The organism is Neobacillus drentensis (genome assembly GCF_036965645.1).
GTDB lineage: Bacteria > Bacillota > Bacilli > Bacillales > Cytobacillaceae > Neobacillus > Neobacillus drentensis_D.
Window position 1 is genome coordinate 2,941 of sequence record NZ_JBALPZ010000045.1, and the last position, 24,263, is coordinate 27,203.

The following is a 24,263-nucleotide window of genomic DNA, read 5'->3' on the forward strand; positions in this document are numbered from 1 at the left end:
CTTAATAGGGAATCTGGTGCAATACCAGAACTGTCCCCGCAACTGTAAGTGTGGACGAAATAGACAAACCACCGAAACGTATTTATGGACGATACGGGAAGGGTCTAAAGTAGGAAGATACACAAGTCAGGAGACCTGTCTTAGCTTTTTAAGTTTCGATTTCTTCGGGGGTTGAGAAGATGGAACGTTTGGACAAAAAGGATTATTTATTAACTTTTTTTGTGCTGACGTTTTATCCGTTCAACTAATGTTGAACGGATTTTTTCGTTTTGATGATTCTAAATCATTTTTAATTCTCATAGTTTAGCTTTAGAAGAAACAAGCCTTCATAACAACTAAATAGATTAGGATAGGTGCGCATTAAAAATATGTGCTTAATTAGGGAAGTACGGTTTAAATCCGTCACGGTACCCGCCACTGTATGGGGAGTTCATTGCAAATGTCACTGAAGGAATTCGGGAAGACGCAATGGAATGATGAACCTAAGTCAGGAGACCTGCCTATACCTAAAAAGCTTCAATCAACCTACGGGAACATAGGTAGAAGTGCTGAACATACATCGCTATTTTTTTGTGTGTATATATTCTGCACCCCTATGTCCATAGGGGTGCTTTTTTTACGTAAAAAACGAAAAGGAGAGTGTGACATGACTACTTGGAATTTACAAGGGACAAAACACCATGTTTTCATTTGCAACGGAAGCAGCTGTATGAGAAAGGGTGGGGAGGAAGCGACACAAGCGATTCGGAATGAAATCACCAATTTAAACTTAGATTCACACATACATACAACAAGAACGAGATGTAATGGGAGATGTAAGGACGCTCCCGTTGCCATCGTATATCCGTCAGGGACTTGGTATAAAAACGTAACCCCAGAAGTGGGAACTACGATTGTAAAGCGTCATCTGGCGGAAGGTCATTGCCTTCAGGAACATGCGATCTATCAATATGCTGAAGAAGGATTCATACAGCCAGAAGGGTCGGAATGCATCGAAGGAATACAAAAAGCGGTTAAAGAAAAGATGTAACAGCGGATAGTAGCTGAATTCTAGTTGGAAATTTTGGAAGGTGGCGTATTAGTGTGAAAGGAAAATTATTGGTTATTGGTTTTGGCCCTGGTGATGAAAAACATATCACTGGACGGGCAAAAGAAGCCATCCAAGAAAGTGATATCATCATCGGCTACAAAACCTACGTTGATTTAATCAAGGGATTAATAGCTGGAAAGCAAATCATCAGCACAGGAATGACAGAAGAAGTGAGCCGTGCCCAGGAGGCAGTGAAACAGGCCGAACTCGGTTACACGGTAGCCGTCATTTCGAGCGGTGATGCCGGTGTATATGGAATGGCAGGACTGGTTTACGAAGTGTTAATTGAAAAAGGCTGGAAAAAAGACTCAGGGGTAGAAGTGGAGGTGGTCCCTGGCATTTCCGCCATCAACTCCTGTGCTGCTTTATTAGGCGCGCCGGTCATGCATGATGCCTGTACGATCAGCTTAAGTGACCATTTGACACCTTGGAGCTTGATTGAGAAACGTATAGAAGCGGCCGCTTCAGCTGATTTTGTGATTGCCTTATACAATCCAAAAAGCGGGCGAAGAACACGGCAGATTATGGAAGCACAAAAAATTCTATTAAAATATCGCTCACCAGAAACCCCTGTAGGATTGGTAAAGAGTGCTTACCGTGATAGTCAAAAGATCGTCTTAACCAATTTACAAGAGATGCTCGAACATGAAATTGGCATGTTAACCACCGTCTTAATTGGCAACTCTTCCACATTTTTTTACGAAGGCTTGATTATCACTCCGCGCGGTTATCAGCGGAAGTATACATTAAATCAGGCAATTCAGCCGTTGAAACCGCATCAGCGTCTGCAAAAGGAAGCCGAACCATGGGCACTGGAGCAAACGGATGAAGTAATACCGGTGAACAAGAAATTAGTCACCCCAACCTCAGTGAAAGAGTCGCCAAGAGAGCTGGCTGAGGAAGCCTTGCAAATGATCCTTGGTGAGAACGATGGACCATTCCAAGGTTTAATGGTGAAGCAAGACTTTCAATCTATTTTTGAGGTGGCGGTCAGCCCTGGTGTCGCCAATAAAAAATTTACCGCGACTCAGATGGTCATTCTTTCCGAAATTGTCGGAGAAGAAGGTGTCATGGAATACACACAAGACCATTATATGAAGCTGCAAATTTTAACCTCTAAGCCTGATGAGATTGTTGAAAAACTAACGGCGGCCAACTTTTTGATTGCTCCTGTTGGCGACGTATTAACCGTAAAAGCCTGTGATTTTTGTGACGGAGAAAAGAAGGATTCCATCCCTTATGCCGATGAGCTGCAGGAAAGATTTGGCGGCATGGAACTCCCCAAAGAATTGAAACTTGGTGTGAATGGCTGCGGTATGGCCTGTTATGGAGCCGTAAAAGAGGATATTGGCATTGTCTACCGCAAGGGAGCGTTTGATTTATTTCTAGGAGCCAAGACAGCCGGAAGAACGGCACATCCAGGTCAAATCGCAGCGGAAGGAATCGCACCGGACCAAATTGTCGGAGTCATAGAGGGGATTATTCGAGAATACAAACAAAAGGCCTATCCAAATGAACGTTTCTATAAATTTTTTAAACGGGTCAAAGAGGTTCAAGGTTTTGTCTACCAGGATATCACTCCAAACCTTAAAATCGAAGCGGCTGTTTGCGGGGAGTAAAGGGGGAGAAGTTTAGAGGTCAATTGGCAGGTTAGGCATTTACAAACAAAGGGGAGGAACTATTTTGAAAGCAATTTTATTTGTGGGGCATGGGAGCAGAGATCAAGAGGGAAATCAACAGGTTCGCGAGTTCATCCAGGAGATGAGAAAGACTTGGGACGATTCTTTCCTGGTTGAGACGTGTTTTCTAGAATTTGAACGACCAACCATTAATCAAGGAATCGATCTGTGTGTGGAGAAAGGGGCCGACCATATTGTCGTGATTCCAATCATGCTCTTACAGGCCGGACACTCCAAAATTCATATTCCAGCAGCTATTGATGAGGCAAAGAATAAATATCCATTTGTTCAATTTACTTATGGCCGGCCAATTGGCGTTCATGAGGAAACATTTGAAATTCTAAAAACGAGATTAATGGAAATTGGCGAGAATTTAGAATCCATCGAAGATGATACTGCTGTTCTTTTGTTAGGACGGGGCGGAAGCGATCCCGATGCGAATAGTGATTTATATAAAATTGCTAGATTACTATGGGAAAAAACAAACTATAAAATCGTCGAACCTGCTTTTATGGGGGTGACCAATCCCCTTGTGAACGAAGGGATTGAGCGCTGTATTAAGCTTGGAGCAAAAAAAGTCGTAATCCTGCCTTACTTTCTATTCACCGGCATCCTGATTAAACGGTTAGAGGATATGATGACTCCTATTCAAAATCAATATTCCGCGATTGAATTTCAATTGGCTGACTATTTTGGGTATCATCCAAAATTACAGACGATTTTAATCGATCGGGTGGAAGAAGCCCTCCGTGATGAGGTGAAGATGAACTGCGATACCTGCCAATACCGTCTCAATGTAATGGAACATATCGATCATCACCACCACCATGATCATGACCACGATCATCATCACGGCCATGAGCATCACCATCATGACCACGACCATCATCATGACCACGACCATCATCATGATCACGAACATGAAGTGCAAAAGGCAGGAGATAGAGGATGATTTTCGTATTAGCCGGTACAAGTGATGCACGAGCCCTTGCTTTAGAAATAAAAAAGGAGGGCTTCGATCTCCTGGCCTCCGTTGTCACAGAAAATGCAGCGGTTGAATTAAGGGAGTCAGGGATACCTGTTCAAGCAGGAAGATTAACGGATGAAAACATGGTGGGGGTGATAGAAACAAAAGGGATTCGAGCCGTTGTCGATGCCAGTCATCCGTTTGCGGAAGAAGCCTCGAAAAACGCAATAATGGCGGCCCAAACGGCGGGAATCCCGTATATCCGGTATGAACGGGAGTCACAAACCTTCCAATATGACAACATGACAGTCGTCGAAAGCTACGAGGAAGCAGCGGAGCTTGCAATGGCCAAAAAAGGCGTGGTGATGCTGACTACCGGCAGCAAGACGCTTCAAATTTTCACTGAAAAACTATTAGGTAAACCGGACATCCGCTTGATCGCCAGGATGCTGCCTCGTGTGGATAATATGGAAAAATGTGAGCAGCTAGGGCTGCCGCAGAAAAATATTGTGGCAATCCAGGGACCTTTCTCAAAAGAGTTCGACAAAGCCCTATATAAGCAATATGGCGTGACCTTAATGGTGACGAAAGAGAGCGGGAAAGTCGGATCAGTCGATGAAAAGGTGGAAGCCGCCAAGGAACTGGGGATTGAGGTCATCCTTATTGGCCGCCCAAAACTGAATTATGGCACCGTCTATGCTCATTTTGTCGATGTCATCGCAGAATTACATAAAAAGATTGGTTTCACAATAACCGTTACAACAGAACAATCATTTTAATACAGGAGTGAGAGAAATGGATTTTCGTACCGAATTTAAACCGTTAACCGTTCAACCGGAACAGATTGAAGGCAGAAGTTTTGAAATGATTAATGAAGAAATTGGGGAGCACCCGTTTACCGAGGAGCAGTATCCGATTGTCCAGCGCATCATCCATGCATCCGCTGATTTTGAACTTGGGAAAAGCGTTCTCTTCCATCCTGACGCTATCCAGTCCGGTATTCGGGCAATTCGGAGCGGGAAAATGGTAGTTGCCGATGTTCAAATGATTCAAAGCGGGGCTAATAAAGCGCGAATTGAAAAATTCGGCGGAGAAATCAAAGTTTATATTTCCGACCCGGATGTCATCCAGGAAGCCAAACGGCTGAATACCACACGGGCGATTATTTCGATGCGAAAAGCGATTAAAGAAGCGGACGGCGGCATTTTTGCCATCGGGAATGCCCCAACCGCCTTACTCGAACTCATCCGTCTGATTAAAGAAGGAGAAGCGAAACCAGGTCTTGTCATTGGTCTGCCAGTTGGGTTTGTTTCTGCGGCTGAGTCAAAAGAGGAATTAGCCAAGCTCGATATCCCGTTCATCACCAATATTGGCAGAAAAGGCGGCAGTACCGTGACCGTCGCTGCATTAAACGCCATTTCCATTATGGCCGATCGGGGATAACCCATGCAGGAAGTACCAAAAGGAAAGCTGCGGGAAGGATATACGACAGGGGCCTGCGCAACGGCAACGACCAAAGCAGCGTTGACAGCATTAATAACCGGAGAGCCGCAAACGGAATCAACGATTTACTTGCCCGTCAAGCGGTTTGCAACCTTTCAGATAGAAAGCTGTGAGGTAACGGAACAAACTGCTTCCGCCAGTACGATTAAAGACGCGGGGGATGACCCAGATGCCACCCACGGGGCCTTGATTTTTTCTACCGTGTCATGGCTCGCTGAACCAGGCATCGTGCTTGATGGGGGAATTGGAGTTGGCCGCGTCACAAAGGACGGCTTGCCTGTTCCTGTCGGCGAGGCCGCGATTAACCCTGTTCCTCGCAGAATGATCAGCGAGACGGCCGAAGGTGTTTTAAAAGAATTTGGGATTACGAGAGGCATAAAAATTGTCATTTCCGTACCAGCCGGTGAAGAAATCGCCAAAAAAACACTCAACGGACGCTTAGGAATCATTGGCGGGATTTCTATCCTCGGAACCCGCGGGATTGTCGTTCCTTTTTCCACAGCCGCCTATAAGGCCAGCATCATCCAGGCTATTAGTGTTGCCCGGGCCAGTGGCTGCGAGCACGTTGTCATTACAACAGGCGGGCGGAGCGAGAAAAATGCCATGAAGCAATTCCCCGGGCTGTCTGAGGAAGCTTTTATCGAAATGGGTGACTTTGTCGGATTTACCCTTAAACAATGCAAGAAGCAAGGGGTAAAAAGAGTGTCGATGGTCGGCATGATGGGGAAATTCTCAAAGGTGGCAATGGGGATCATGATGGTCCACTCAAAAAGTGCCCCCGTAGATTTTGATTTTTTAGCGGAGGTAGCAAGCAGTACCGGTGCGGATGCCGTTCTGGTCGAAGAAATTCGAACGGCCAATACGGCATCACAGGTTGGCGATATGATGACAGCACAAGGCCATCTCTCCTTTTTCGAAATGCTAAGCGACCATTGCTGCCTTGCTGCGTTAAAGGAAGTCGATGGTGGGATCGATATAGATACGACCCTTTATACCATGAAGGGGGAATTGTTAGGAAGGGCGGTGCGAAAGAGTGGCATCAATTAAAATGATCGGCATTGGGGACGAAGGCAAAGTGAGCCTGCTCCCGATGTACGAAAAGTGGATTAATGAAAGTGAACTATTAGTAGGAGGAAAGAGACAGCTTTCCTTTTTTCCTGAATTCGCCGGCGAAAAAATCGCGATTGAAGGCGGGCTCTCTTCACTTGTCGAACGGCTGCGGTCGGAGACGAGAAACATAGTGATTCTAGCATCTGGAGACCCGCTGTTCTATGGAATTGGAAGCTATTTATCTTCTAAAATCGATTTGGACATTTATCCTTATTTAAGCTCGATCCAGCTTGCTTTTGCCAGAATGAGAGAAAGATGGCAGGATGCGTATTTCACTAGCGTTCACGGCAGAAGTATAAAAGGGCTGGCACAGCGAGTAGATGGAAAAAAAACGGTCGCAATCTTAACCGATACGGAAAATTCCCCAAATAAAATCGCTCAGTATTTGCTTTCCTTTGGCATGACTGAATTTGAGGCGTTTGTGGGAGAGAACCTTGGCAGTGACAAGGAACGATGCCGCTGGTTTACCCTTGCTGAAATGAAGGATGAAGAGTTTTCACCGCTCAATGTGGTAATTCTCAAGAAAAAAGCGGAAAGCCCGCATTGGCCGATTGGCATTGACGATACGGAGTTTATTCAGCGAAAACCGGATAAGGGTTTAATTACCAAAAAGGAAATTCGGACCCTAAGCATTAGTGCGCTAAGGTTAAAGGAAGACAGTACGGTTTGGGATATTGGCACATGCACTGGTTCTGTTGCGATTGAGGCAGCGAAAATCGCCAGGGAAGGACAAGTGTTTGCGATCGAAAAGAACGAGGGGGACCTGGAAAACTGTAAGCAAAATTTAGCCAAGTTCCGTGTGGATGCCACACTCGTTCACGGGAAAGCACCAGAGGGATTAGATACCTTCCCAGATCCGGATGCGGTTTTTATTGGCGGGACGGCAGGCGGGATGGTAGACATTTTGGATATTTGCTGCAGCCGCTTGAAAGCGTGTGGACGCATTGTCTTGAATGCCGTCACGATTGAAAATCTTTCCGAAGCGATGCTTGCGTTTAAAGAACGGGGATATGAGACGAACATTACTCTTGCACAAATATCCAGAAGTAAGCCCATTTTGAATCTGACAAGATTTGATGCATTAAATCCAATTTACATAATTGAAGCATGGCGAAAGGAAGGGGAGTAAACATGTTAGGTACATTATATGGCCTTGGGGTTGGCCCGGGGGATCCAGAGCTCATTACCGTTAAGGCGTTTCGTAAATTAAAGGAATCACCCGTGATTGCCTATCCGAAAAAACAAAAGGGCAGCAAAAGCTATGCCCATCGAATCATTGATGTCTATTTTCAGCCGAACGAAAAAGAAATGCTCGGCCTTGTCTTTCCGATGACAAAGGATCCAGCCACATTGGAAAGAAAATGGACGGAAACAGTGGAAAATGTATGGGCGAAGCTGCAGGAAGGAAAGGATGTCGCTTTTGTAACGGAAGGGGATCCTCTTTTATACAGCACGTTTATTCATATGATGCGTTTGATGCAAGAAAAGTATCCACAGGTTCCGATTGAAGTCGTTCCGGGGATTTCGTCCATCAATGGGGCGGCGTCTAGGCTGGGAATTCCCTTGGCAGATGGGGATGAGCATGTGGCGATTGTTCCAGCACGGAATGACTATGAAACCATGAAAAAAGTCATTCAAGACAATGATTGTGTCATTTTTATAAAAGTAGCGAAGGTTATTGATTTAATGCTGGAAGTATTACGTGATTTAGACTTGCTTGACAAGGCTTCAGTCGTCACAAAGGTAACATCGGATGAGGAGATTATTTGGCGGGCAGATGAGCTCGAAGGAGTCGAGCTTGAATACTTAACATTAATGGTGGTGAGAAAATGAAGCTTTATATCATTGGTGCCGGACCAGGCGATCCTGATTTAATTACGGTAAAAGGTCTTCAGCATCTTCAGGAGGCAGATGTCGTTCTTTATGCAGATTCTCTTGTAAACGAAGACTTAATTGCTAAAGCAAAACCTTCTGCCGAAATAATGAAAACCGCTGGGATGCACTTAGAAGAAATGGTTGACGTCATGGCTGACCGAATCCAGCAAGGGAAAAAGGTCGTTCGTGTCCACACGGGCGATCCGGCTGTCTATGGGGCGATTATGGAACAAATCGTCTTGTTAAAGCAGAAAGGAATTGAAGTGGAGATTGTTCCGGGTGTGAGCTCTGTGTTTGCAGCCGCCGCGGCCGCGCAAGCTGAACTGACGATTCCTGATTTAACGCAAACCGTAATCCTGACAAGAGCCGAGGGCAGGACACCTGTGCCAGAATTTGAAAAGCTGGCGGATTTAGCCAAACATCATTGCACGATTGCGCTTTTCTTAAGTGCGACGTTAACGAAGAAACTGGTCAAGGAATTGACCGGGGCAGGCTGGAGCAAGGATACCCCTGTTGCGGTCGTTTATAAAGCGTCGTGGCCGGATCAAAAAATTGTCCGGTCGACACTGGAACGGTTGGACGAAGATATGCGGGTGAACGGGATTCGTAAACAGGCGATGATCTTAGCTGGCTGGGCGCTAGATGAAAACATCCACGAACAAGATTATCGTTCCAAGCTGTATGACAAAACATTTACACATGGATTCCGCCGGGGGGTGGAGTCGTAATGATCGAGCTTCACGAAGCGCAAAAGGCGGTCATTCAGCAAAAGGGTGACTATGCCGTTGTTGCAATTACAAAGCATGGGGTCGAACTGGCCCGCAAGCTGGGACATTCGTTTCATAATGCCGATGTGTACTATATGGCGAAGTTTGAAAAGGGAGATGAGAGGGACAAGGACATCCAGTTATTCACCGGAAGCGTCCGCCTTCTTCTGCCCTCTCTTTTTGAGGCCTATAAGGGGCTGATCATCATCATTTCCCTTGGAGCCGTGGTCCGAATGATTGCGCCTATTTTAAAGGATAAAAAAACGGATCCTGCCGTTGTCGTTATCGACGATAAGGGCGAACATGTGATCAGTGTGCTGTCAGGCCATATCGGCGGTGCCAATGAACTAACGAAAGAAGTGGCGGCCGCCCTAAAGGCCCGCCCCATTATTACCACCGCTTCAGATGTACAGGAAACGATTGCGGTTGATTTGTTCGGAAAAAGGTTTGGCTGGATATGGGACTCGGCTGAAAAGCTGACGCCCGTCAGCGCTTCGGTTGTGAATGAAGAAAAAATCGCCGTGGTCCAGGAGTCAGGCGAAAAAGACTGGTGGCCATATGGACGGCCACTCCCGGAAAATATTCGGCCCTATTCATCGATTCAAGAAGCGCTGGCACAAAAGCCGGATGCAGCCCTAGTCGTAACCCATCGGATTTTATCCGAAGACGAAACGGAGATTTTACATAATGGTGTTTTATATCGACCAAAGGTGATTGTCCTTGGAATGGGCTGCAACCGTGGGACCACTCGTGCTGAAATCGAAGCAGTAATCGACGCAACGCTTGAGGAATTAAGGTTTTCGAAAAAAAGTGTCAAAGCGATTTGCACGATTGATCTAAAAAAGGATGAAGCGGGGTTGCTCGAAGTGGCGAATATTAACCGTTGGGAGTTTATTTATTACACACCAGCTGAATTGAATAGCATTGAAATTCAGAACCCTTCTGAAACGGTCTTTAAATATACCGGTGCGTACGGCGTCAGTGAGCCGGCTGCCTTGTTGTACAGCGGTGCGGAACAGTTAGCGCTTATGAAGAAGAAATCAGGTAATGTCACCATTTCAGTAGCGGTCATTCCCCATTGATGGAGGAGGGAAAAGAAGATGTCAAATCGCAGACTTGTGATTGCAGGAACAGGCAGCGGTGTCGGAAAAACGACTCTGACCATTGGGCTGATGTCTGCTTTAAGGAAAAAAGGTTATACCGTCCAGGGCTTTAAATGCGGTCCAGATTATATCGACCCGACCTACCATACGGCCGTCACGGGTAGAAAGTCTAGAAACATTGACAGCTGGATGCTCAATCACGAGATGGTCAAAGAGATTGTCAACCGTGCAAATGTTGGGGCGGATATTTCCGTTATCGAGGGGGTAATGGGATTCTTTGATGGGAAAAATCCGCTTAACAATACCGGCTCCACTGCCGAAATCAGTCTCATCACCGAAAGTCCGGTCATTTTGGTCGTCAATTGTGCCAGCATGGCCCGCAGTGCGGCGGCCATCGTCAAGGGATTTCAAACGTTTCTAAAAGAGGCCAATATTGTCGGGGTAATTGCCAATCGGGTAGGGAGCGAAGGACATTTTAAAATCGTCCAAACCGCGATCGAGCAAGAGTGCGGGATTCCTGTACTTGGCTATTTAAAAAGAAACGCGGAACTTTCGATTCCTGAACGGCATTTAGGGTTGATTCCCTCTGTTGAGCGGGGAGAATTGGATCCATTTTTTGAGCAGCTTGGTGATTTAGTGCTTGAAACCATCGATGTAGATTCTTTATATGAGCTGGCGAAAGCTTCTCCGTTAAAGGTAAAAGAATCCCAGTTTAAGAGAGCGGAGCAGGTAACTGTAAAAATTGCAGTCGCACGAGATGCCGCTTTTAATTTTTACTATCAGGAAAACCTTGACATGTTAGCAGCCGCCGGAGCCGAGCTGATTGAATTTTCTCCATTAAAGGGTGAATGCCTGCCGGAACTAGTCGATGGCTTGTATATCGGCGGCGGCTTCCCAGAGGAATTTGCCGAGGAGCTGACCAAACAGACAGAGGTAAAGGACTCGATTCGATCGGCCATTGAAAAAGGACTGCCAACCTTGGCGGAATGCGGCGGGTTTATGTACTTAACCGAATCGTTGGAAACAACAGATGAAACGAGTTACAAAATGGTCGGGATCATTCCCGGAAAGGTGAAAATGCAGACAAAACTAGCGGCTTTGGGATACCGGGAAATCACTGCTGAAGGAGAGAATTTCTTGTTAACGGGTAATTTGAATGCAAGAGGCCATGAATTTCACTACTCTACCTTTCATCCAAGAACGGATTTTGACCCGGCCTACCAAACGAATGGAATGCGCGGGTTTAAGCAGGAGGGCTATCGGAAAGGGAATTTAATTGCAGGTTATACCCATTTTCATTTTGGCTCATGCCCCGAGCTTGTGGAAAATTGGGTGAAGAAATGTAAGGAGTTCAAAGAAAATGGTTAAAGCTCTTCCACTCATGTTTCAAGGTACCAATTCGGATGTCGGCAAAAGTGTCGTCGTGACAGCCTTTTGTAGGATATTCGCCCAGGACGGATATAAAACGGTTCCGTTTAAATCACAAAATATGGCGTTAAATTCCTATATCACCGTGGATGGAAAAGAAATCGGCAGAGCACAGGGAGTTCAGGCCGAAGCCGCAGGGATTCAGGCAACCACCGATATGAACCCGATTCTACTAAAGCCGAACCGGGATAACCAATCCCAAATTGTCGTCCATGGTAAACCATATAAGAATATGGAAGCAGGAAGGTACCGCCAGGAATTCTTTCAAACGGGATTAGAACTGATTCAACAATCACTCTCCACCTTGTCCCAACATTATGAACGGATTGTCATTGAAGGGGCAGGCAGTCCGGCCGAGATTAATCTGAATGACCGGGAAATGGTCAATATGCGGGTCGCCAAAATGGCGGATGCCCCTGTGATCCTGATTGGGGATATCGAAAAAGGCGGAGTGTTTGCTAGTTTAGTAGGCACCCTTCAACTGATGGAACGAGCGGACCGCGACCGAGTGATAGGCGTGATCATCAATAAATTCCGCGGCGATATCCGCCTGCTGGAATCCGGATTAACGTGGTTTGAGGAGTATTCAGGTAAACCCGTTCTCGGCGTGATTCCATACTTGCATAATCTAAATATTGATGCCGAGGATTCCGTAATTTTAAATCAATATACCTCCACTCAAAATACCGAAAAAGAATTGGATATCGCGGTGATTCAGTATCCGAAAATCTCCAATTTTACCGATGTCGACCCGTTTTTTGCCGAGCCCGATTGTCATGTCCGTTTTATAACGAGAGCGGATCAATTACACGGCTCAGATTTAGTGATTCTCCCAGGCAGCAAGAATACAATTGAAGATTTACTGTTTTTAAGAAAGAGCGGCATCGCTCAAAAAATAGCAGAATTACAGAAAAAGAAACACACCGTTCTTTTCGGAATCTGTGGCGGCTATCAAATGCTCGGTGACAAAATTGAGGATCCGTTGGCGATCGAGTCGCTTCATCAAGAAATCGAAGGTCTGCAGTTACTGCCAATTGAAACGACCATTACAAAAGAAAAGACGACAATCCTATCAAATGGGATGTTGCATCTTTTCAGAAAAACCTTTGATGTGACAGGTTACGAGATTCATATGGGGGAAACCTTGAGGACAGGAGCGTCCCAAGGGCTTATTTTTACGAATGAAAAATGGGATGGCTGTCATTCTTTAGACGAAACCATCATTGGCACTTATTTTCATGGGATATTTCATAATGATGAATTTCGCGAGGAATTGCTTAATCAAATCCGCCGCAAAAAAGGGCTGGAGCCCATCCACAACCGTCCATCTTTTAACCTATTGAGGGAAGAAGCGTTTGATCGCCTGGCAGAACATGTTAGGGAACATGTAAAACTGGATATCATTGAACAATTAATGAAGGATTATCAGAAAAGGGGGATATCCCATTGAATAGCGTAAAAACAGCAATCCAGCCACTCGATAAAGAAAAGGGGCAGCAAGTTCGTGAGTATATCGATACGTTAACCAAGCCTCCGGGCAGTTTGGGGAGATTGGAGGAATTAGCGATTCAGCTGGCGGAAATGACATCTGAAGCCTTTCCGGTCGTGTCACCGCCTGGAGTAATCGTGTTTGCCGCAGATCATGGCGTGGTTGAAGAAGGGGTGTCCGCTTTCCCGCAGGAAGTAACCGTGCAAATGGTCATGAACTTTTTAAACAACGGTGCGGCCATCAATGTCTTTAGCCGGCAAATCGGGGCTATGTTTGAAGTGGTCGATATTGGTGTGGCAGCAGATATTGAGGCTGAAGGGTTTGTGAATCGGAAAATCGGCTATGGAACGAATAATTTTTGCCAGCAGGATGCAATGACAAGAGAAGAGGCCGAACAAGCCATCGCCGTTGGCTATGAACGGGCGGAACAGATGATTCAACAGGGAATCAAATGCTTAATTGTTGGTGAAATGGGGATTGGGAATACGACGCCAAGCAGTGCGATTGCAGCGGTTCTAAGCGGACAGGACATCAGTGCCCTTGTCGGCCGGGGAACAGGGATTGCGACAGAAAAAATCCGACATAAGCAAGAAGTCATCACACGGGCACTAAAGGAAAGAAACCCTGACCGGAAGGATCCAATCGATATCTTAGCTAAACTTGGCGGTTTGGAAATAGCCGGAATGACCGGTGCAATGCTCTCCGCCGCTCGGAACCGGATCCCGATATTGGTAGATGGATTTATTTGCACGATAGCAGCTCTTATGGCAAGGGAAATCTGTAAGACAGCAGCGGATTATATGATGGTCGGTCATCGTTCCGTCGAGCCAGGACATGAAATTGCGCTGCAGTTACTAGGCAAGAAACCACTACTTGATTTAGATTTGCGGCTCGGCGAAGGCAGCGGGGCAGCAGTGGCCTTTCCTATCTTACAATCAGCGACTTTAATGCTGAAAGAAATGGCCACTTTTGCATCAGCCGGAATTTCAAATGAATAACGTAGGAAAGGAGCGAGAAGATGAAAAATGGAAAAGTGTTTCTTGTTGGTGCTGGACCGGGAGACCCTAAGCTGATCACGGTTTACGGGATGGAGTGTATCCAAGAGGCGGATGTGATTTTATATGACCGCTTAGTAAATGAGGAACTGCTGAAATATGCAAAGGCGGATGCAGAGCTGATATTTTGCGGCAAACAGCCAGGAAGACATCAGATCATTCAAGATCAAATTCACGAGCTGTTAATTGAAAAAGCGAGTCAGGGCAGGACTGTCACCAGATTAAAAGGAGGCGATCCCTGTATTTTCGGCCGGGTCGGTGAAGAAGCGGAAATCCTCGCCGAACATGGAATCCGCTATGAAATGGTGCCGGGGATTACAGCTGGGATTGCAGCTCCTGCCTATGCCGGAATTCCGGTGACCCACCGCGATTATGCGTCCTCCTTCGCGATCGTCACTGGCCACAGCCGAGCGGAACAGGATGAGGATCAATTAAATTGGCCAGCCCTCGCTCAAGGAATCGATACGATTGCCTTTTATATGGGGATTGGGAATTTACCCTATATTGTTTCGAGATTAATCGAGAACGGAAAAAGCCCTGATACGAAAGCCGCCATTATCCAATGGGGGACGACGGCCAAGCAGAAGACGGTGACCGGAAGTTTAAAAGATATCGAAGTCCGGGTCCTTGAGGCCGGGATTACTCATCCAGCGATTGTTCTTGTGGGCGATGTGGTCGGTCTGCGCGAGAAATTACGCTGGTTTCAAGAAGCAGAAGAAAACCAAATAGTTGGAATAGGGAGGGACTAAGATGTCGATTATAGCGGAAATCAAAAATCGAAGAGCAATCCGTGATTATGCAGCGCGAGAAGTCGAAGACGAAAAGATTCACAGCTTATTAGAAGCAGCGACATGGGCGCCGAATGACCGGATGCGGGAACCATGGAGCTTTTATGTGATTAAAGGCGAAGCGAAAAAACGCTATGAGGCGTTGGCCTATGACTATTTACAGGAACGCTTTCCAACCAAACCAAATTTAATCGAAAGTTCCTTAAAAGTGCTGAAAACCACACCGGTTCATATTGTCGTTACAGCCGACATCGTTCAAGGCGATGAAGAGGCATCTGCCGATAATGAATATGCCGTATGCTGTGCAATCCATTCGATGTGGCTTGCCGCCAAAGAATTGGGATTAGGGCTGGTCTGGCGTACAAGGGGCGTCGGACTTGTTCGCGACCAACGAATGGTTGAGTTTATTGGATCACCTGAAAACAAGAAAATTATTGGAAATTTGTTTATCGGCTATCCCGATCCAGAAGTATTAAAAAAGGCGAAAGTGCCGGCTCGGACATCCTTTGAAGAAAAAACAGTCTGGCTGTAATGAGGAGTGAAGCGGTTGGAAGAGGTAACAGCAAACAAAGCAAAGTGCGGCCTTACATTAGTTTATACCGGTGATGGAAAAGGGAAAACGACAGCAGCCCTTGGGCTCGCTGTCCGTGCCGCCGGCCGGGGAAAACGGGTGCTCATGATTCAATTTATCAAATCGCCTGATCGAACGTATGGAGAAAAAATTACGTTCGAGAAATTGGGGATTGAAATCGTGCAGACAGGAGTCGGCTTTACGTGGACGAAAACACCGGAGGAACATCGGGAAGCCCTAAAAACAGCGTGGGCGTTTACGAAAGAAAAGGTACAGTTTGGCGGCTACGATGTTGTCATTTTAGATGAACTGAATAATGCACTCGCGATTGATAAATTTCCGATTGACGATGTCCTTCCGTTGACAGAAGTATTGGAGTTGATTCAGCAGCGCCCCAAGGGGATTCATCTGGTCATCACAGGACGGTCTGCAAAAGAGGAGATCATCGAATGCGCGGATTTAGTAACCGAAATGAAGCCCGTTAAGCACTATTATAATGAAGGAATTCCTGCCGTGAAGGGAATTGAGTTTTAATGGTATACATTGAAAAATTTGGACATGGCGGCGATTTATTGACCGCCAGGCAACTGTTTGGGAAAGATTCTACTCAGATGTTAGATTTCAGTGCGAATATCAATCCACTTGGTCCTCCACCTAATCTAATGGAGTTGATCAAGGAGCAGCTGGAGTCAATCGTTCATTATCCGGATCCTGACCAACGTGTCCTTAAACAAAAGCTGGCAGAAAAGCATTCTGTTTCACCAGAACAGATTTTGATTGGAAATGGGGCAGCCGAGTGTATCGCCCTTGCGATTTTAGGCTTGCAGCCTGAAACGGTGGGTGTCATCTATCCTTGCTTTTCGGAATATGAACAGCTTGCTAGAGCTTATGGGGCAAACATTAAACCATTGGTTGGCAGGGAAGAAAATGATTTTAAGCCGGATCGATCAGAAATTCTTCAATTAATCGCGATAACCGATCTTGTTTTTGTTGGACATCCCAACAATCCTACTGGTGTCACGTATTCAAAGGCAGAACTTGTCGAGATGGCAGAACAGGCAGTGAGGACGAATACATATTTGTTAATAGACGAGGCGTTTATTGATTTTCTTCCGCTCGAAACACAAATCACACTGCTTGAGGATTTGCAACGGTGGAAACAGGTAATCCTGGTTCGCTCGATGACAAAATTCTATGCAATCCCTGGTCTCAGGCTGGGGTATATGGTGGCCGATCCAAACCTGATTTTAAACCTGCAGGTGAAACAAGTAACTTGGAGTGTCAACCAAATGGCCCTAATGGCTGGTGAAGCAGTTCTGAACGAAAAGGAATACGAGGAAGCAACGATCAGCTTGATTCAGGAGCAAAGAAGTTATGTCAAACGCGCGATTGAAGAGAAGTTAGGATGGCAGGTTTTTCCAGGACAAGCGAATTTTCTGTTAGTAAGGATAACAGCTGACATCACGGCGGCTGATTTACAGTGGCGCATGGGTCATAAAGGAATCTTAATACGCTCTTGTGCCATGTACCCGGGGTTAACGGATCAGGATTTTCGGATTGCGATTCGAACCGAGAAAGAAAATCAATGTTTGATCCAAGCATTAATTGAAGTATGCAAAGAGGGGAATCTATTATGACCTTAACCTATGTCACAGGTGGAATTCGCTCCGGTAAGAGCGAATTTGCGGAAAGCTTGGCTTTCAGTCAAGCAGGCCGAGTCCTTTATGTCGCGTTTGGTGTTCAAACCGATCAAGAAATGGAAAAGAGAATTGATATCCATAAAAAGCGGCGCCCAAGCGAATGGAGCGTATTAGAAGAGCCCAATGAACTCACCACCGTTCAAACCGTCTATCAGGACTACGATGTCATTTTAGTTGATTGTATTTCTTCGTGGCTGGCCAATCATTGCATGTGGTTAACAGAGCAGGAACTGAAGGAAGACAACAAGAAAACCAGTTTGATAGAGGAAGTGGAACTCTGGCTTAGACGGATACAAGAAAATCAACAGCATGTGATTGTCGTTTCGAACGAGGTCGGTCAGGGCGGGGTCGCGTTATCGTCGTTGGGGCGTTTTTTTCAGGATGTTCTCGGAAAAATCAATCAATTAATTGCAGCCAAAGCAGATGAAGCTTACGCCGTCTTTTCCGGTCTGCCATTGAGGCTGAAATAATGAAGGCGTTCCTAGCAGCCCTGATGTTCCTTACGCGCATCCCCGTTCCGAAGATTGAGGTTTCAAAAACTGATTGGAAAAAAAGCCCCGTTTATTTTCCGTTGATTGGATTGTTGATTGGCGGCTTGTTATGGGCGGTTATGTTCGGATTAGGAAAGTTGTTTCTGGCTCCTGTCAGTGCATTTTTAATTGTTCTTGCCTGGATATGGATTACAGGTGGTTTGCATATCGATGGCTGGATGGATTTAGCGGATGGATTGGGCAGCAATCGAAGCCGTGAGCAAATGCTTGAAATCATGAAGGATAGCCGCGTGGGTGCGATGGGTGTGATTGCCGCGATCTGCCTAATTGCAGGGAAAATCGTTGCGGTATATGAACTAGTTGAACTTCATGTGCCGCTGATTCTTGTTTTAAGTCCATGGATGGCCCGATTTTTGCTGATTTGTGCAATAAAATTCTGGCCTTATCGAAATGAATCGGGACTAGGATCCGGTCTATCTGCATTTTTAACATACCCTGTGATTTTGATCCATCTGCTTTTGATTTTGGTGATTAGCTATTGGGTAATAGGATTAAACGGGATTGTGCTCTTATTTACGACGAGCCTTCTGACCTTCCTGTTTATTTTCAACATTTATCGGAAATTAAGTATGCTAACAGGGGATTGCTATGGTGCGATTGTGGAATGGAGCGAATGTGTATCTTTATTTCTGGCATTGGCGATTGGGAGGCTGATGGGATGAGAATCATTATAGTCAGGCACGGTGAAACCGATGAAAATGTGGCAAGACGTTATCTGGGACGTTATGATGCATCTTTAAATCTACAGGGACGGAAGCAGCTAAAGCGCTTGAGCGAGATGTTAAAAAGGACGGAAACTGAACCGATTTCTGCCATCTATTCTAGTGATCTAATAAGGGCAGTCGAAAGTGCTCAAGTGATTGGAAATGAGTTTCAGTTAAGACCCATACCGATATTTGCCCTAAGAGAATTACACTTCGGTGATTTTGACTGCAAGACCTATGAAGAAATTAGGCAGAAAGATCCAGAAAGACTTGAGAAGTGGATCCTCGATCCCTATATGGTCGCTCCTCCTAACGGAGAGACATTGCTGCAGTTGGGGAAACGGGTCGATGATTGGTTGGAGAGCATATTAACCACTGAACAACCGACTGGAACGATTGTCATCGTCAGTCATGGGGGGCCAATTCGATGGTTTCTAAGTAAATGGGTCAAAGGTAATTCAAACGAATTTTGGAACGTCGAAGGACTCGAACACGGAAAAGCTATGGTGATAGAGTGGAATGAACAAACGAGAATATTTACGTTAGGAAAAAAGCTAGAAGAGTGGGGAGAAAAAGGTGCAGCCATTTCGCATTCAGAATCAGATCACATCAAGGATATGGCCTGAATTAATGATCGTTAAAAAAGAGGACCATCTCTTATTTCAATTCCCACGCCGATTGGCCGCCTTCAGTAGTGCTGTTCATGGCGGGGGCTTCCAACAGGTCAGTCATTTTGTCAATTGGCAGGTACCCTTGGATTATGCCTCCAATGACCCCATCTTACTAATGAAACAAAAAATCACCGAATGGGAATATCCGTTGGAGCAGACCGCAGGCTTACAAACAGCGGCTAAAATTCATTGTGCTTCCATCCAAGAGGAACATGGCGATGAATTTCGAATCGTCTGCTGTGTGACGGCAGGGGTAGGAAATCGTGAAAGGGCAGGAAGAAAGCGAAAGACGTATTCTGCCTACCAATGCGGGACCATTAATACCTTTCTGTTTATTGATGGAAGACTGACAGAGGCGGCCATGATTAACGGGATTATCACAGCGACGGAAGCAAAGGCCGCAGCGATGCAAGATTTACAGATAAAAGTGGGTTCCGGAGAGTTTGCGACTGGAACGACCACCGATTCGGTTGTTCTGGCAGCTAGTCAAGCCGAAGATCTTCCTACCCATCTATTTGCCGGAACCGCCACAACCATCGGGAATACGATTGGCTGCCTTGTTTATGAGGCCACATGTGAAGCCGTAAGGAATCAGGAGGGCTGAGAATTCGATGTTAGTTCATGCTATTTATATTATTATTGCTTATCTTATTGATAGAATCATCGGTGACCCTCGCTCACTGCCTCATCCGGTGGTCATCATTGGGAAGTCTATTAGTCTGCTGGAAAAAGCGATTCGTTCTTTTATCGTAAAGGAAATGTATTTGAAACTGGCAGGACTCTTATTGCCATTGCTGATTGCTGGCGGCAGCTATTTAATCGTTGCGTTGCTGCTTTACGGCCTCAATCAGCTGAATCACGTTCTTGCTGTCCTTGCGGAAATCTGGTTAATTTCAACGACCATTGCGACAAAAGGATTGGCTGATGCAGGGTTGGAAGTATTCCGCCACTTGAAAAATCAGGATCTAAGGGCTGCACGAAAAAGTCTGGGAATGATTGTCGGAAGAGATACAGAAAACCTTGAGGAAAGTGAAATTTCGCGGGGGGCTGTGGAAACCGTGGCGGAAAACATTGTCGATGCCATCATTTCACCGTTATGCTTTGCCCTGATCGGGGGTGCCCCGCTTGCAATGTTGTACCGAGCGGTTAATACGTTAGATTCGATGGTTGGATATAAGAATGACAAATATCAAAACTTAGGCTGGGCCTCGGCCCGACTAGATGATCTATTAAACTATCTGCCTGCAAGGTTAACGGTTGGAATGATGCTGCTCGCTTCTTGGATGAAGCGACTGGATATAGCGGGGGCATGGAAAATGATGAAACGGGATGCCAGGCTTCACCCGAGTCCAAATAGCGGTTATCCTGAAGCAACCATTGCAGGGGCACTTCAAATTCAACTGGGGGGAACGAATTATTATTTCGGTGAACCTTCTGAGCGGGCAAGGATGGGCGAACCGTTGCGGCACATTGAAGCAAATGATATTTTCCGAACCGTAACGATCATGAAAACAACATCCAATATCTGTGTGATTTTATTTATAGTCATTTCGATAGTAGTGGAAATGGGTTTAAAGTAGCTGGAAATAGAGCATTTGGATTTTTAATTTTTTGGTTAAATATGGAAAATAATCCATTTTGGTTGGAAAATGAGCCAATCGTTGCCCAAAAAGAGCCAAAGTTTCCGGAATATGAGCCAATCCATGCCCAAAAAGAGCCAATGTCCCCGGAAAATGAGCCAATCCGAATTTAAAGCCTTGGGAGTCTAATTATATGAAACTAGGAAAAGGAAGCTGCAATGGAACATTTGGAGAATTGGTCCAAGGAATCATCGAAGAGCGCCCGTTTTTAATCACTTTGCCCATCCCAAGTTTACGAAGTAAGGCTAGATTTGTCCCTGAACCAGCCGTTAACGGAATCAGAGTAGTAAATTCCAAAATGAAAGCGAAGAAAGCGGGAGAATCGTTACTCCAACTTTTTGGGATAAAAGGAGGCGGGCATCTAGAAATACACTCCAATATCCCAGCTGGCAAGGGAATGGCCAGCAGTTCGGCGGATATTGTTGCAGCATTAAGAGCAATTGCTGACAGCTATAGTCTTCCGCTCACAAATGAAATGATCTCAATGATTGCCGCAAAAGTGGAACCTACCGATGGGGTCATGTATGAGGAAGTCGTGGTCTATGACTATATTCATGGTCAGCTAATTGAAAGCTTTGGGGCCTTACCCCCATTCAACCTCGTAGGTATCGACCTTGGGGGTATGATCAATACAATTGAATTTAATGCAGTTCCGAAAGAATACAGCCAGAACGATCAACAGCAATTGATTATAGCTTATGATCTGATTACAAAAGGGTTTAAGGAGAAAAATTTAACTTATATTGGGGAGGCAGCAACCCTCAGTGCACGGGTGAATCAAAAAATATTGCCAAAGCCTGTTTTTCCTCTATTAAATCAGCTGGCCCATCGTTATCAGGGAGGAATCGTTGTCGCCCATAGTGGAACGGTCGCGGGAATTTTACTAGATGGAAATCTTTCAAATAGTGATGTGGTGGTTTCACACTTACTTAGGAAAATGTCACTCGCTTTCAAGGGTGTTCCTATAAATTTATTTCATTATGAAAGCAAGGAAAAGATCATAATTTGAAAGAAACGCAAAGTTTGATTTCAAAAGGGGGTTACCATGTTTAGTCAAGAGGAACGAGATGTGATTTACGATTGTATTTATAAAAGGAGAGATGTCCGAACTTTTCTCCCCGATCCGGTAAGCCCTGAGGTGATTCAACGTGTTCTTCAAGCGGCCCATCATGCGCCATCCGTAGGGTTTATGCAGCCCTGGAATTTTATCATGGTTTCTTCAGATGAAATAAAAGAGCAGTTGGCCTGGGCTGCAGATAAGGAAAGAAAAGCATTGGCCATCCACTATGAGGATGAAAGAAAAACGCAATTTTTAGAACTGAAAGTGGAGGGCATCAAACAGGCACCTTTAACCATATGTGTCACCTGTGATTCCACACGCGGGGGCTCCCATGTGTTAGGAAGAAACTCGATTCCGGAAACGGACATTCTTTCAGTAGCCTGTGCGATCCAAAACATGTGGCTTACGACATATGCAGAAGGATTAGCGATGGGCTGGGTAAGTTTTTATAAGAAAAATGATGTCAGAGATATCCTGAAGATTCCGCCCCATATTGATCCAGTCGCCTTAATTTCGATTGGATATACCACTGAATATCCATCCGCCCCGATTCTAGAGCAAGCGAATTGGGAGAAAAGAAGAACTCTTCGGAATCTAATATTTTTTGAGGAATGGGGAAATTAGGAAAAAGTTGACAGAAGATAAAAATATTAAAGTTAAATAAAAGGGAGGAATTTTTTGATGGAAACTGTATCACTGTTTCTACTTGTTTTTGTATTGGGTCTTCGGCATGGGCTGGATGCTGACCATCTTGCCTTTATTGATGGACAAACCCGTTATAATTGGAGAATGGGCAGTTCGTTTGCACGTTGGGTGGGGACATTATTTTCATTGGGTCACGGAGGAATGGTAGCATTAACAGCAGGTATTTTAGGAATGGTGATAGAGAATTTTTCATTCCCAGCTTATTTTGATAATATTGCCTCATGGGTGTCGATTATTTCTTTATTCCTTATTGGAGCGTTAAATACGTATAATCTGTTACGCACCAAAAACAATCACGAAGAGTTTCAACTTAGCGGACTAAAGGGAAAGTTTATTCCCAAAATTGCGAAGGGGACCACAAATCCTTTTCTTATTATTTTAGTAGGGGCTTTGTTTGCCCTGGCTGCCGAGACAGTAAGTCAAACCGCTGTCTGGTCTTTGGCGGCAGGAAATGCAGGTGAATATACCCCTTTATTTTTAGGGCTAGTTTTTATGTTTGGCATGATGATTACAGATACAATTGATTCAATGATTGTCTATAAAATGGTGAACCAGTCCAGCAAAATCGGTCAAGCTGCGTCTAGACTAATGGGTTGGGTGATTGTCGTTTTGGCATACGGGGTTTCCTTCTATTTGGCATTTACTTTCTTTAATCCTTGGGCAGAACTAGATTTTGAAATCGTGGGAGTCATTCTTTTCATTTTCTTAGTCGCATCATTTATCTTTATAAGCGTTTACTCTAAGAAACAGAATCATGAAATAAATATTACGAATTAATTATAAAAGCTCTGACAATTTTATTGTGTCAGAGCTCTTTAATCGTCCGTAAAATTACGGAACATTGGATCATCCTCAAGCTTTGAGTAACTAACAATTGTTAATTACTCAAACAAATAGCTACTATTAAGCAGATTGCTGTTTATTTCTTTTTGTTTGTTCTTCCTGTTTCTTTGATTTCGATTTTTTTGATTTAGACATTCTAAAGAATAGGATCAATCCTGCAGTAGACATTAGAGTCCACACGAGTGCAAATGTATTACCGCTAAAATAGATTCCTACTACAGGGATCAACAGTAATACGATACTTTTCAAATAATAATTAACTTTAGGGTTTATGGCCATCAATACTGAAATAGCAACCAGAATCGAAGGGATGAGGTTATCCCCCAAAAAGGTACGATTCGTATAATTCACATAGATGTAATAAGCTAATGATCCAATAATGGCCAGTAAGGATAGATAAAATCTTATCATAGTATTCTTATAAAATAGAACCCAAACGGCAATAAAATTGATTCCTGAACGAATTCCAACTACATATAATACCTGCGTAAAATTACTAATAGGAGTTTTCATATAGTCCAAAAGGAATTTGAAGTTGTAACAGACTACGGCTACTACTATGATTTTAAAAAGAAGTTTTACCCAAGACATTTCCAATTTCTTTTTCTTTTTTGACGATCGGAACCTACCTGGTGAACTTCCGCTTGCTTTACTCTCACTATCTGTTTTTTTCTTTTGCCTGCCTACAAACCGATTCTTAAATCCTCTATCATCTATTTTCTTTTCAGCTTCAAATCTAGTAGGGTAGTCTCTTGTTTCATATTCTTGGTCATTGCTTTGTTCAGTATGTTGTTCTGACTCAGAATGAAAATCCAATTTATATTCACCTCAATTATTTTTTTATCATTATATCTTATTTTGATATAAGTAGTGACTACTAAGCATTTTAATAGAACCACAGCTTTTGTCAATTAATAAAATAAAATGATACCTCTTTAGCAGGAGGTTTTGGATTATTGGAGAA

The 24,263-nt window shown here is 44.7% G+C and carries 26 protein-coding genes and 2 riboswitches; of the genes, 25 read left to right on the forward strand and 1 reads right to left on the reverse strand.

Translation table 11 applies throughout. The features are described from left to right. Positions 1-6 precede the first annotated feature (6 nt). Positions 7-137: riboswitch (cobalamin riboswitch) on the forward strand. A gap of 197 nt (positions 138-334) precedes the next feature. Continuing rightward, a riboswitch (cobalamin riboswitch) is annotated at positions 335-518 on the forward strand. 128 nt (positions 519-646) lie between these two features. The 25 genes from V7266_RS09435 to V7266_RS09555 all read left to right on the forward strand — a co-directional run bounded on the left by V7266_RS09435 (position 647) and on the right by V7266_RS09555 (position 23,233). Then, entirely contained in the window at positions 647-1,030 is a 384-nt protein-coding gene (locus tag V7266_RS09435; protein WP_335467635.1) for a (2Fe-2S) ferredoxin domain-containing protein, read from the forward strand. A gap of 53 nt (positions 1,031-1,083) precedes the next feature. Further along, positions 1,084-2,709 carry a precorrin-3B C(17)-methyltransferase gene (gene cobJ, locus V7266_RS09440; protein WP_335467636.1) on the forward strand — a complete coding sequence of 542 codons (1,626 nt, stop codon included), beginning with the start codon at positions 1,084-1,086 and terminating at the stop codon, positions 2,707-2,709. 64 nt (positions 2,710-2,773) lie between these two features. Continuing rightward, on the forward strand, positions 2,774-3,721 hold the full coding sequence (locus tag V7266_RS09445; RefSeq protein ID WP_335467637.1) for a sirohydrochlorin chelatase: 948 nt from the start codon (positions 2,774-2,776) through the stop codon (positions 3,719-3,721). Further along, positions 3,718-4,515, forward strand: a complete 798-nt coding sequence (gene cobK, locus V7266_RS09450) for a precorrin-6A reductase (protein WP_335467638.1) — start codon at positions 3,718-3,720, stop codon at positions 4,513-4,515. The genes V7266_RS09445 and cobK overlap by 4 nt, the downstream gene beginning before the upstream one ends. Positions 4,516-4,531: 16 nt before the next feature. After that, positions 4,532-5,179, forward strand: a complete 648-nt coding sequence (locus tag V7266_RS09455; protein WP_335467639.1) for a precorrin-8X methylmutase — start codon at positions 4,532-4,534, stop codon at positions 5,177-5,179. A gap of 3 nt (positions 5,180-5,182) precedes the next feature. After that, the gene (locus tag V7266_RS09460) at positions 5,183-6,286 is read left to right on the forward strand and encodes a cobalt-precorrin-5B (C(1))-methyltransferase (protein WP_335467640.1); all 1,104 of its coding nucleotides are present in this window, start codon (positions 5,183-5,185) and stop codon (positions 6,284-6,286) included. 1 nt (position 6,287) lies between these two features. Beyond that, a complete protein-coding gene (gene cbiE / locus V7266_RS09465) occupies positions 6,288-7,478 on the forward strand; it encodes a precorrin-6y C5,15-methyltransferase (decarboxylating) subunit CbiE (RefSeq protein ID WP_335467660.1) in 1,191 nt (396 codons plus the stop codon). Between the two features lie 2 nt (positions 7,479-7,480). Next, positions 7,481-8,182 carry a precorrin-2 C(20)-methyltransferase gene (gene cobI, locus V7266_RS09470; RefSeq protein WP_335467641.1) on the forward strand — a complete coding sequence of 234 codons (702 nt, stop codon included), beginning with the start codon at positions 7,481-7,483 and terminating at the stop codon, positions 8,180-8,182. Further along, positions 8,179-8,952: a precorrin-4 C(11)-methyltransferase gene (gene cobM / locus V7266_RS09475; protein ID WP_335467642.1), complete on the forward strand. Its 774-nt coding sequence runs from the start codon at positions 8,179-8,181 to the stop codon at positions 8,950-8,952. The genes cobI and cobM overlap by 4 nt, the downstream gene beginning before the upstream one ends. Further along, positions 8,952-10,073: a cobalt-precorrin 5A hydrolase gene (locus V7266_RS09480; protein WP_335467643.1), complete on the forward strand. Its 1,122-nt coding sequence runs from the start codon at positions 8,952-8,954 to the stop codon at positions 10,071-10,073. The genes cobM and V7266_RS09480 overlap by 1 nt, the downstream gene beginning before the upstream one ends. Before the next feature lie 18 nt (positions 10,074-10,091). After that, positions 10,092-11,462, forward strand: a complete 1,371-nt coding sequence (locus tag V7266_RS09485) for a cobyrinate a,c-diamide synthase (protein ID WP_335467644.1) — start codon at positions 10,092-10,094, stop codon at positions 11,460-11,462. Continuing rightward, positions 11,455-12,972 (forward strand): cobyric acid synthase, encoded by a 1,518-nt coding sequence (locus tag V7266_RS09490; protein WP_335467645.1) that lies wholly within the window; start codon positions 11,455-11,457, stop codon positions 12,970-12,972. Before V7266_RS09485 ends, V7266_RS09490 begins: the two co-directional genes overlap by 8 nt. Next, positions 12,969-14,009, forward strand: a complete 1,041-nt coding sequence (gene cobT / locus V7266_RS09495) for a nicotinate-nucleotide--dimethylbenzimidazole phosphoribosyltransferase (protein WP_335467646.1) — start codon at positions 12,969-12,971, stop codon at positions 14,007-14,009. Before V7266_RS09490 ends, cobT begins: the two co-directional genes overlap by 4 nt. Positions 14,010-14,029: 20 nt before the next feature. Then, positions 14,030-14,815, forward strand: coding sequence for a uroporphyrinogen-III C-methyltransferase (gene cobA, locus V7266_RS09500; RefSeq protein WP_335467647.1), 786 nt, complete (start codon positions 14,030-14,032; stop codon positions 14,813-14,815). 1 nt (position 14,816) lies between these two features. After that, positions 14,817-15,386, forward strand: a complete 570-nt coding sequence (locus tag V7266_RS09505; RefSeq protein ID WP_335467648.1) for a nitroreductase family protein — start codon at positions 14,817-14,819, stop codon at positions 15,384-15,386. A gap of 15 nt (positions 15,387-15,401) precedes the next feature. Beyond that, positions 15,402-15,959, forward strand: a complete 558-nt coding sequence (gene cobO, locus V7266_RS09510; protein ID WP_335467649.1) for a cob(I)yrinic acid a,c-diamide adenosyltransferase — start codon at positions 15,402-15,404, stop codon at positions 15,957-15,959. Further along, positions 15,959-17,062, forward strand: a complete 1,104-nt coding sequence (cobD, locus tag V7266_RS09515; RefSeq protein WP_335467650.1) for a threonine-phosphate decarboxylase CobD — start codon at positions 15,959-15,961, stop codon at positions 17,060-17,062. The genes cobO and cobD overlap by 1 nt, the downstream gene beginning before the upstream one ends. Continuing rightward, entirely contained in the window at positions 17,038-17,595 is a 558-nt protein-coding gene (cobU, locus tag V7266_RS09520) for a bifunctional adenosylcobinamide kinase/adenosylcobinamide-phosphate guanylyltransferase (RefSeq protein ID WP_335467651.1), read from the forward strand. Before cobD ends, cobU begins: the two co-directional genes overlap by 25 nt. Beyond that, positions 17,595-18,338: an adenosylcobinamide-GDP ribazoletransferase gene (cobS, locus tag V7266_RS09525; protein ID WP_335467652.1), complete on the forward strand. Its 744-nt coding sequence runs from the start codon at positions 17,595-17,597 to the stop codon at positions 18,336-18,338. The genes cobU and cobS overlap by 1 nt, the downstream gene beginning before the upstream one ends. Continuing rightward, entirely contained in the window at positions 18,335-19,006 is a 672-nt protein-coding gene (locus tag V7266_RS09530; protein ID WP_335467653.1) for a histidine phosphatase family protein, read from the forward strand. The genes cobS and V7266_RS09530 overlap by 4 nt, the downstream gene beginning before the upstream one ends. Continuing rightward, on the forward strand, positions 18,957-19,655 hold the full coding sequence (locus V7266_RS09535) for an adenosylcobinamide amidohydrolase (RefSeq protein WP_335467654.1): 699 nt from the start codon (positions 18,957-18,959) through the stop codon (positions 19,653-19,655). Before V7266_RS09530 ends, V7266_RS09535 begins: the two co-directional genes overlap by 50 nt. Before the next feature lie 7 nt (positions 19,656-19,662). Beyond that, positions 19,663-20,631, forward strand: coding sequence for an adenosylcobinamide-phosphate synthase CbiB (gene cbiB, locus V7266_RS09540; RefSeq protein WP_335467655.1), 969 nt, complete (start codon positions 19,663-19,665; stop codon positions 20,629-20,631). Positions 20,632-20,824: 193 nt separating this feature from the next. After that, positions 20,825-21,700, forward strand: a complete 876-nt coding sequence (locus V7266_RS09545) for a GHMP family kinase ATP-binding protein (RefSeq protein ID WP_335467656.1) — start codon at positions 20,825-20,827, stop codon at positions 21,698-21,700. A gap of 36 nt (positions 21,701-21,736) precedes the next feature. Further along, positions 21,737-22,375, forward strand: coding sequence for a 5,6-dimethylbenzimidazole synthase (gene bluB, locus V7266_RS09550; RefSeq protein ID WP_335467657.1), 639 nt, complete (start codon positions 21,737-21,739; stop codon positions 22,373-22,375). A gap of 57 nt (positions 22,376-22,432) precedes the next feature. Next, a complete protein-coding gene (locus tag V7266_RS09555; protein WP_335467658.1) occupies positions 22,433-23,233 on the forward strand; it encodes a sodium:proton antiporter in 801 nt (266 codons plus the stop codon). A 126-nt stretch (positions 23,234-23,359) separates the two neighbouring features. On the opposite strand, the gene V7266_RS09560 is transcribed toward V7266_RS09555, so the two are convergent. Continuing rightward, the gene (locus tag V7266_RS09560) at positions 23,360-24,115 is read right to left on the reverse strand and encodes a hypothetical protein (RefSeq protein WP_335467659.1); all 756 of its coding nucleotides are present in this window, start codon (positions 24,113-24,115) and stop codon (positions 23,360-23,362) included. Between the last annotated feature and the right edge of the window lie 148 nt (positions 24,116-24,263).

Coding starts and splice junctions, on each gene's coding strand:
- V7266_RS09530 (WP_335467653.1), top strand. CDS start 18,335: ATGAGAATCATTATAGTCAGGCACGGTGAAACCGATGAAAATGTGGCA.
- cbiE (WP_335467660.1), top strand. CDS start 6,288: ATGATCGGCATTGGGGACGAAGGCAAAGTGAGCCTGCTCCCGATGTAC.
- V7266_RS09545 (WP_335467656.1), top strand. CDS start 20,825: ATGAAACTAGGAAAAGGAAGCTGCAATGGAACATTTGGAGAATTGGTC.
- V7266_RS09455 (WP_335467639.1), top strand. CDS start 4,532: ATGGATTTTCGTACCGAATTTAAACCGTTAACCGTTCAACCGGAACAG.
- cobM (WP_335467642.1), top strand. CDS start 8,179: ATGAAGCTTTATATCATTGGTGCCGGACCAGGCGATCCTGATTTAATT.
- cbiB (WP_335467655.1), top strand. CDS start 19,663: ATGTTAGTTCATGCTATTTATATTATTATTGCTTATCTTATTGATAGA.
- cobI (WP_335467641.1), top strand. CDS start 7,481: ATGTTAGGTACATTATATGGCCTTGGGGTTGGCCCGGGGGATCCAGAG.
- V7266_RS09485 (WP_335467644.1), top strand. CDS start 10,092: ATGTCAAATCGCAGACTTGTGATTGCAGGAACAGGCAGCGGTGTCGGA.
- V7266_RS09435 (WP_335467635.1), top strand. CDS start 647: ATGACTACTTGGAATTTACAAGGGACAAAACACCATGTTTTCATTTGC.
- cobK (WP_335467638.1), top strand. CDS start 3,718: ATGATTTTCGTATTAGCCGGTACAAGTGATGCACGAGCCCTTGCTTTA.
- cobS (WP_335467652.1), top strand. CDS start 17,595: ATGAAGGCGTTCCTAGCAGCCCTGATGTTCCTTACGCGCATCCCCGTT.
- bluB (WP_335467657.1), top strand. CDS start 21,737: ATGTTTAGTCAAGAGGAACGAGATGTGATTTACGATTGTATTTATAAA.
- cobU (WP_335467651.1), top strand. CDS start 17,038: ATGCAAAGAGGGGAATCTATTATGACCTTAACCTATGTCACAGGTGGA.
- V7266_RS09555 (WP_335467658.1), top strand. CDS start 22,433: ATGGAAACTGTATCACTGTTTCTACTTGTTTTTGTATTGGGTCTTCGG.
- V7266_RS09505 (WP_335467648.1), top strand. CDS start 14,817: ATGTCGATTATAGCGGAAATCAAAAATCGAAGAGCAATCCGTGATTAT.
- cobA (WP_335467647.1), top strand. CDS start 14,030: ATGAAAAATGGAAAAGTGTTTCTTGTTGGTGCTGGACCGGGAGACCCT.
- cobD (WP_335467650.1), top strand. CDS start 15,959: ATGGTATACATTGAAAAATTTGGACATGGCGGCGATTTATTGACCGCC.
- V7266_RS09480 (WP_335467643.1), top strand. CDS start 8,952: ATGATCGAGCTTCACGAAGCGCAAAAGGCGGTCATTCAGCAAAAGGGT.
- V7266_RS09460 (WP_335467640.1), top strand. CDS start 5,183: ATGCAGGAAGTACCAAAAGGAAAGCTGCGGGAAGGATATACGACAGGG.
- V7266_RS09490 (WP_335467645.1), top strand. CDS start 11,455: ATGGTTAAAGCTCTTCCACTCATGTTTCAAGGTACCAATTCGGATGTC.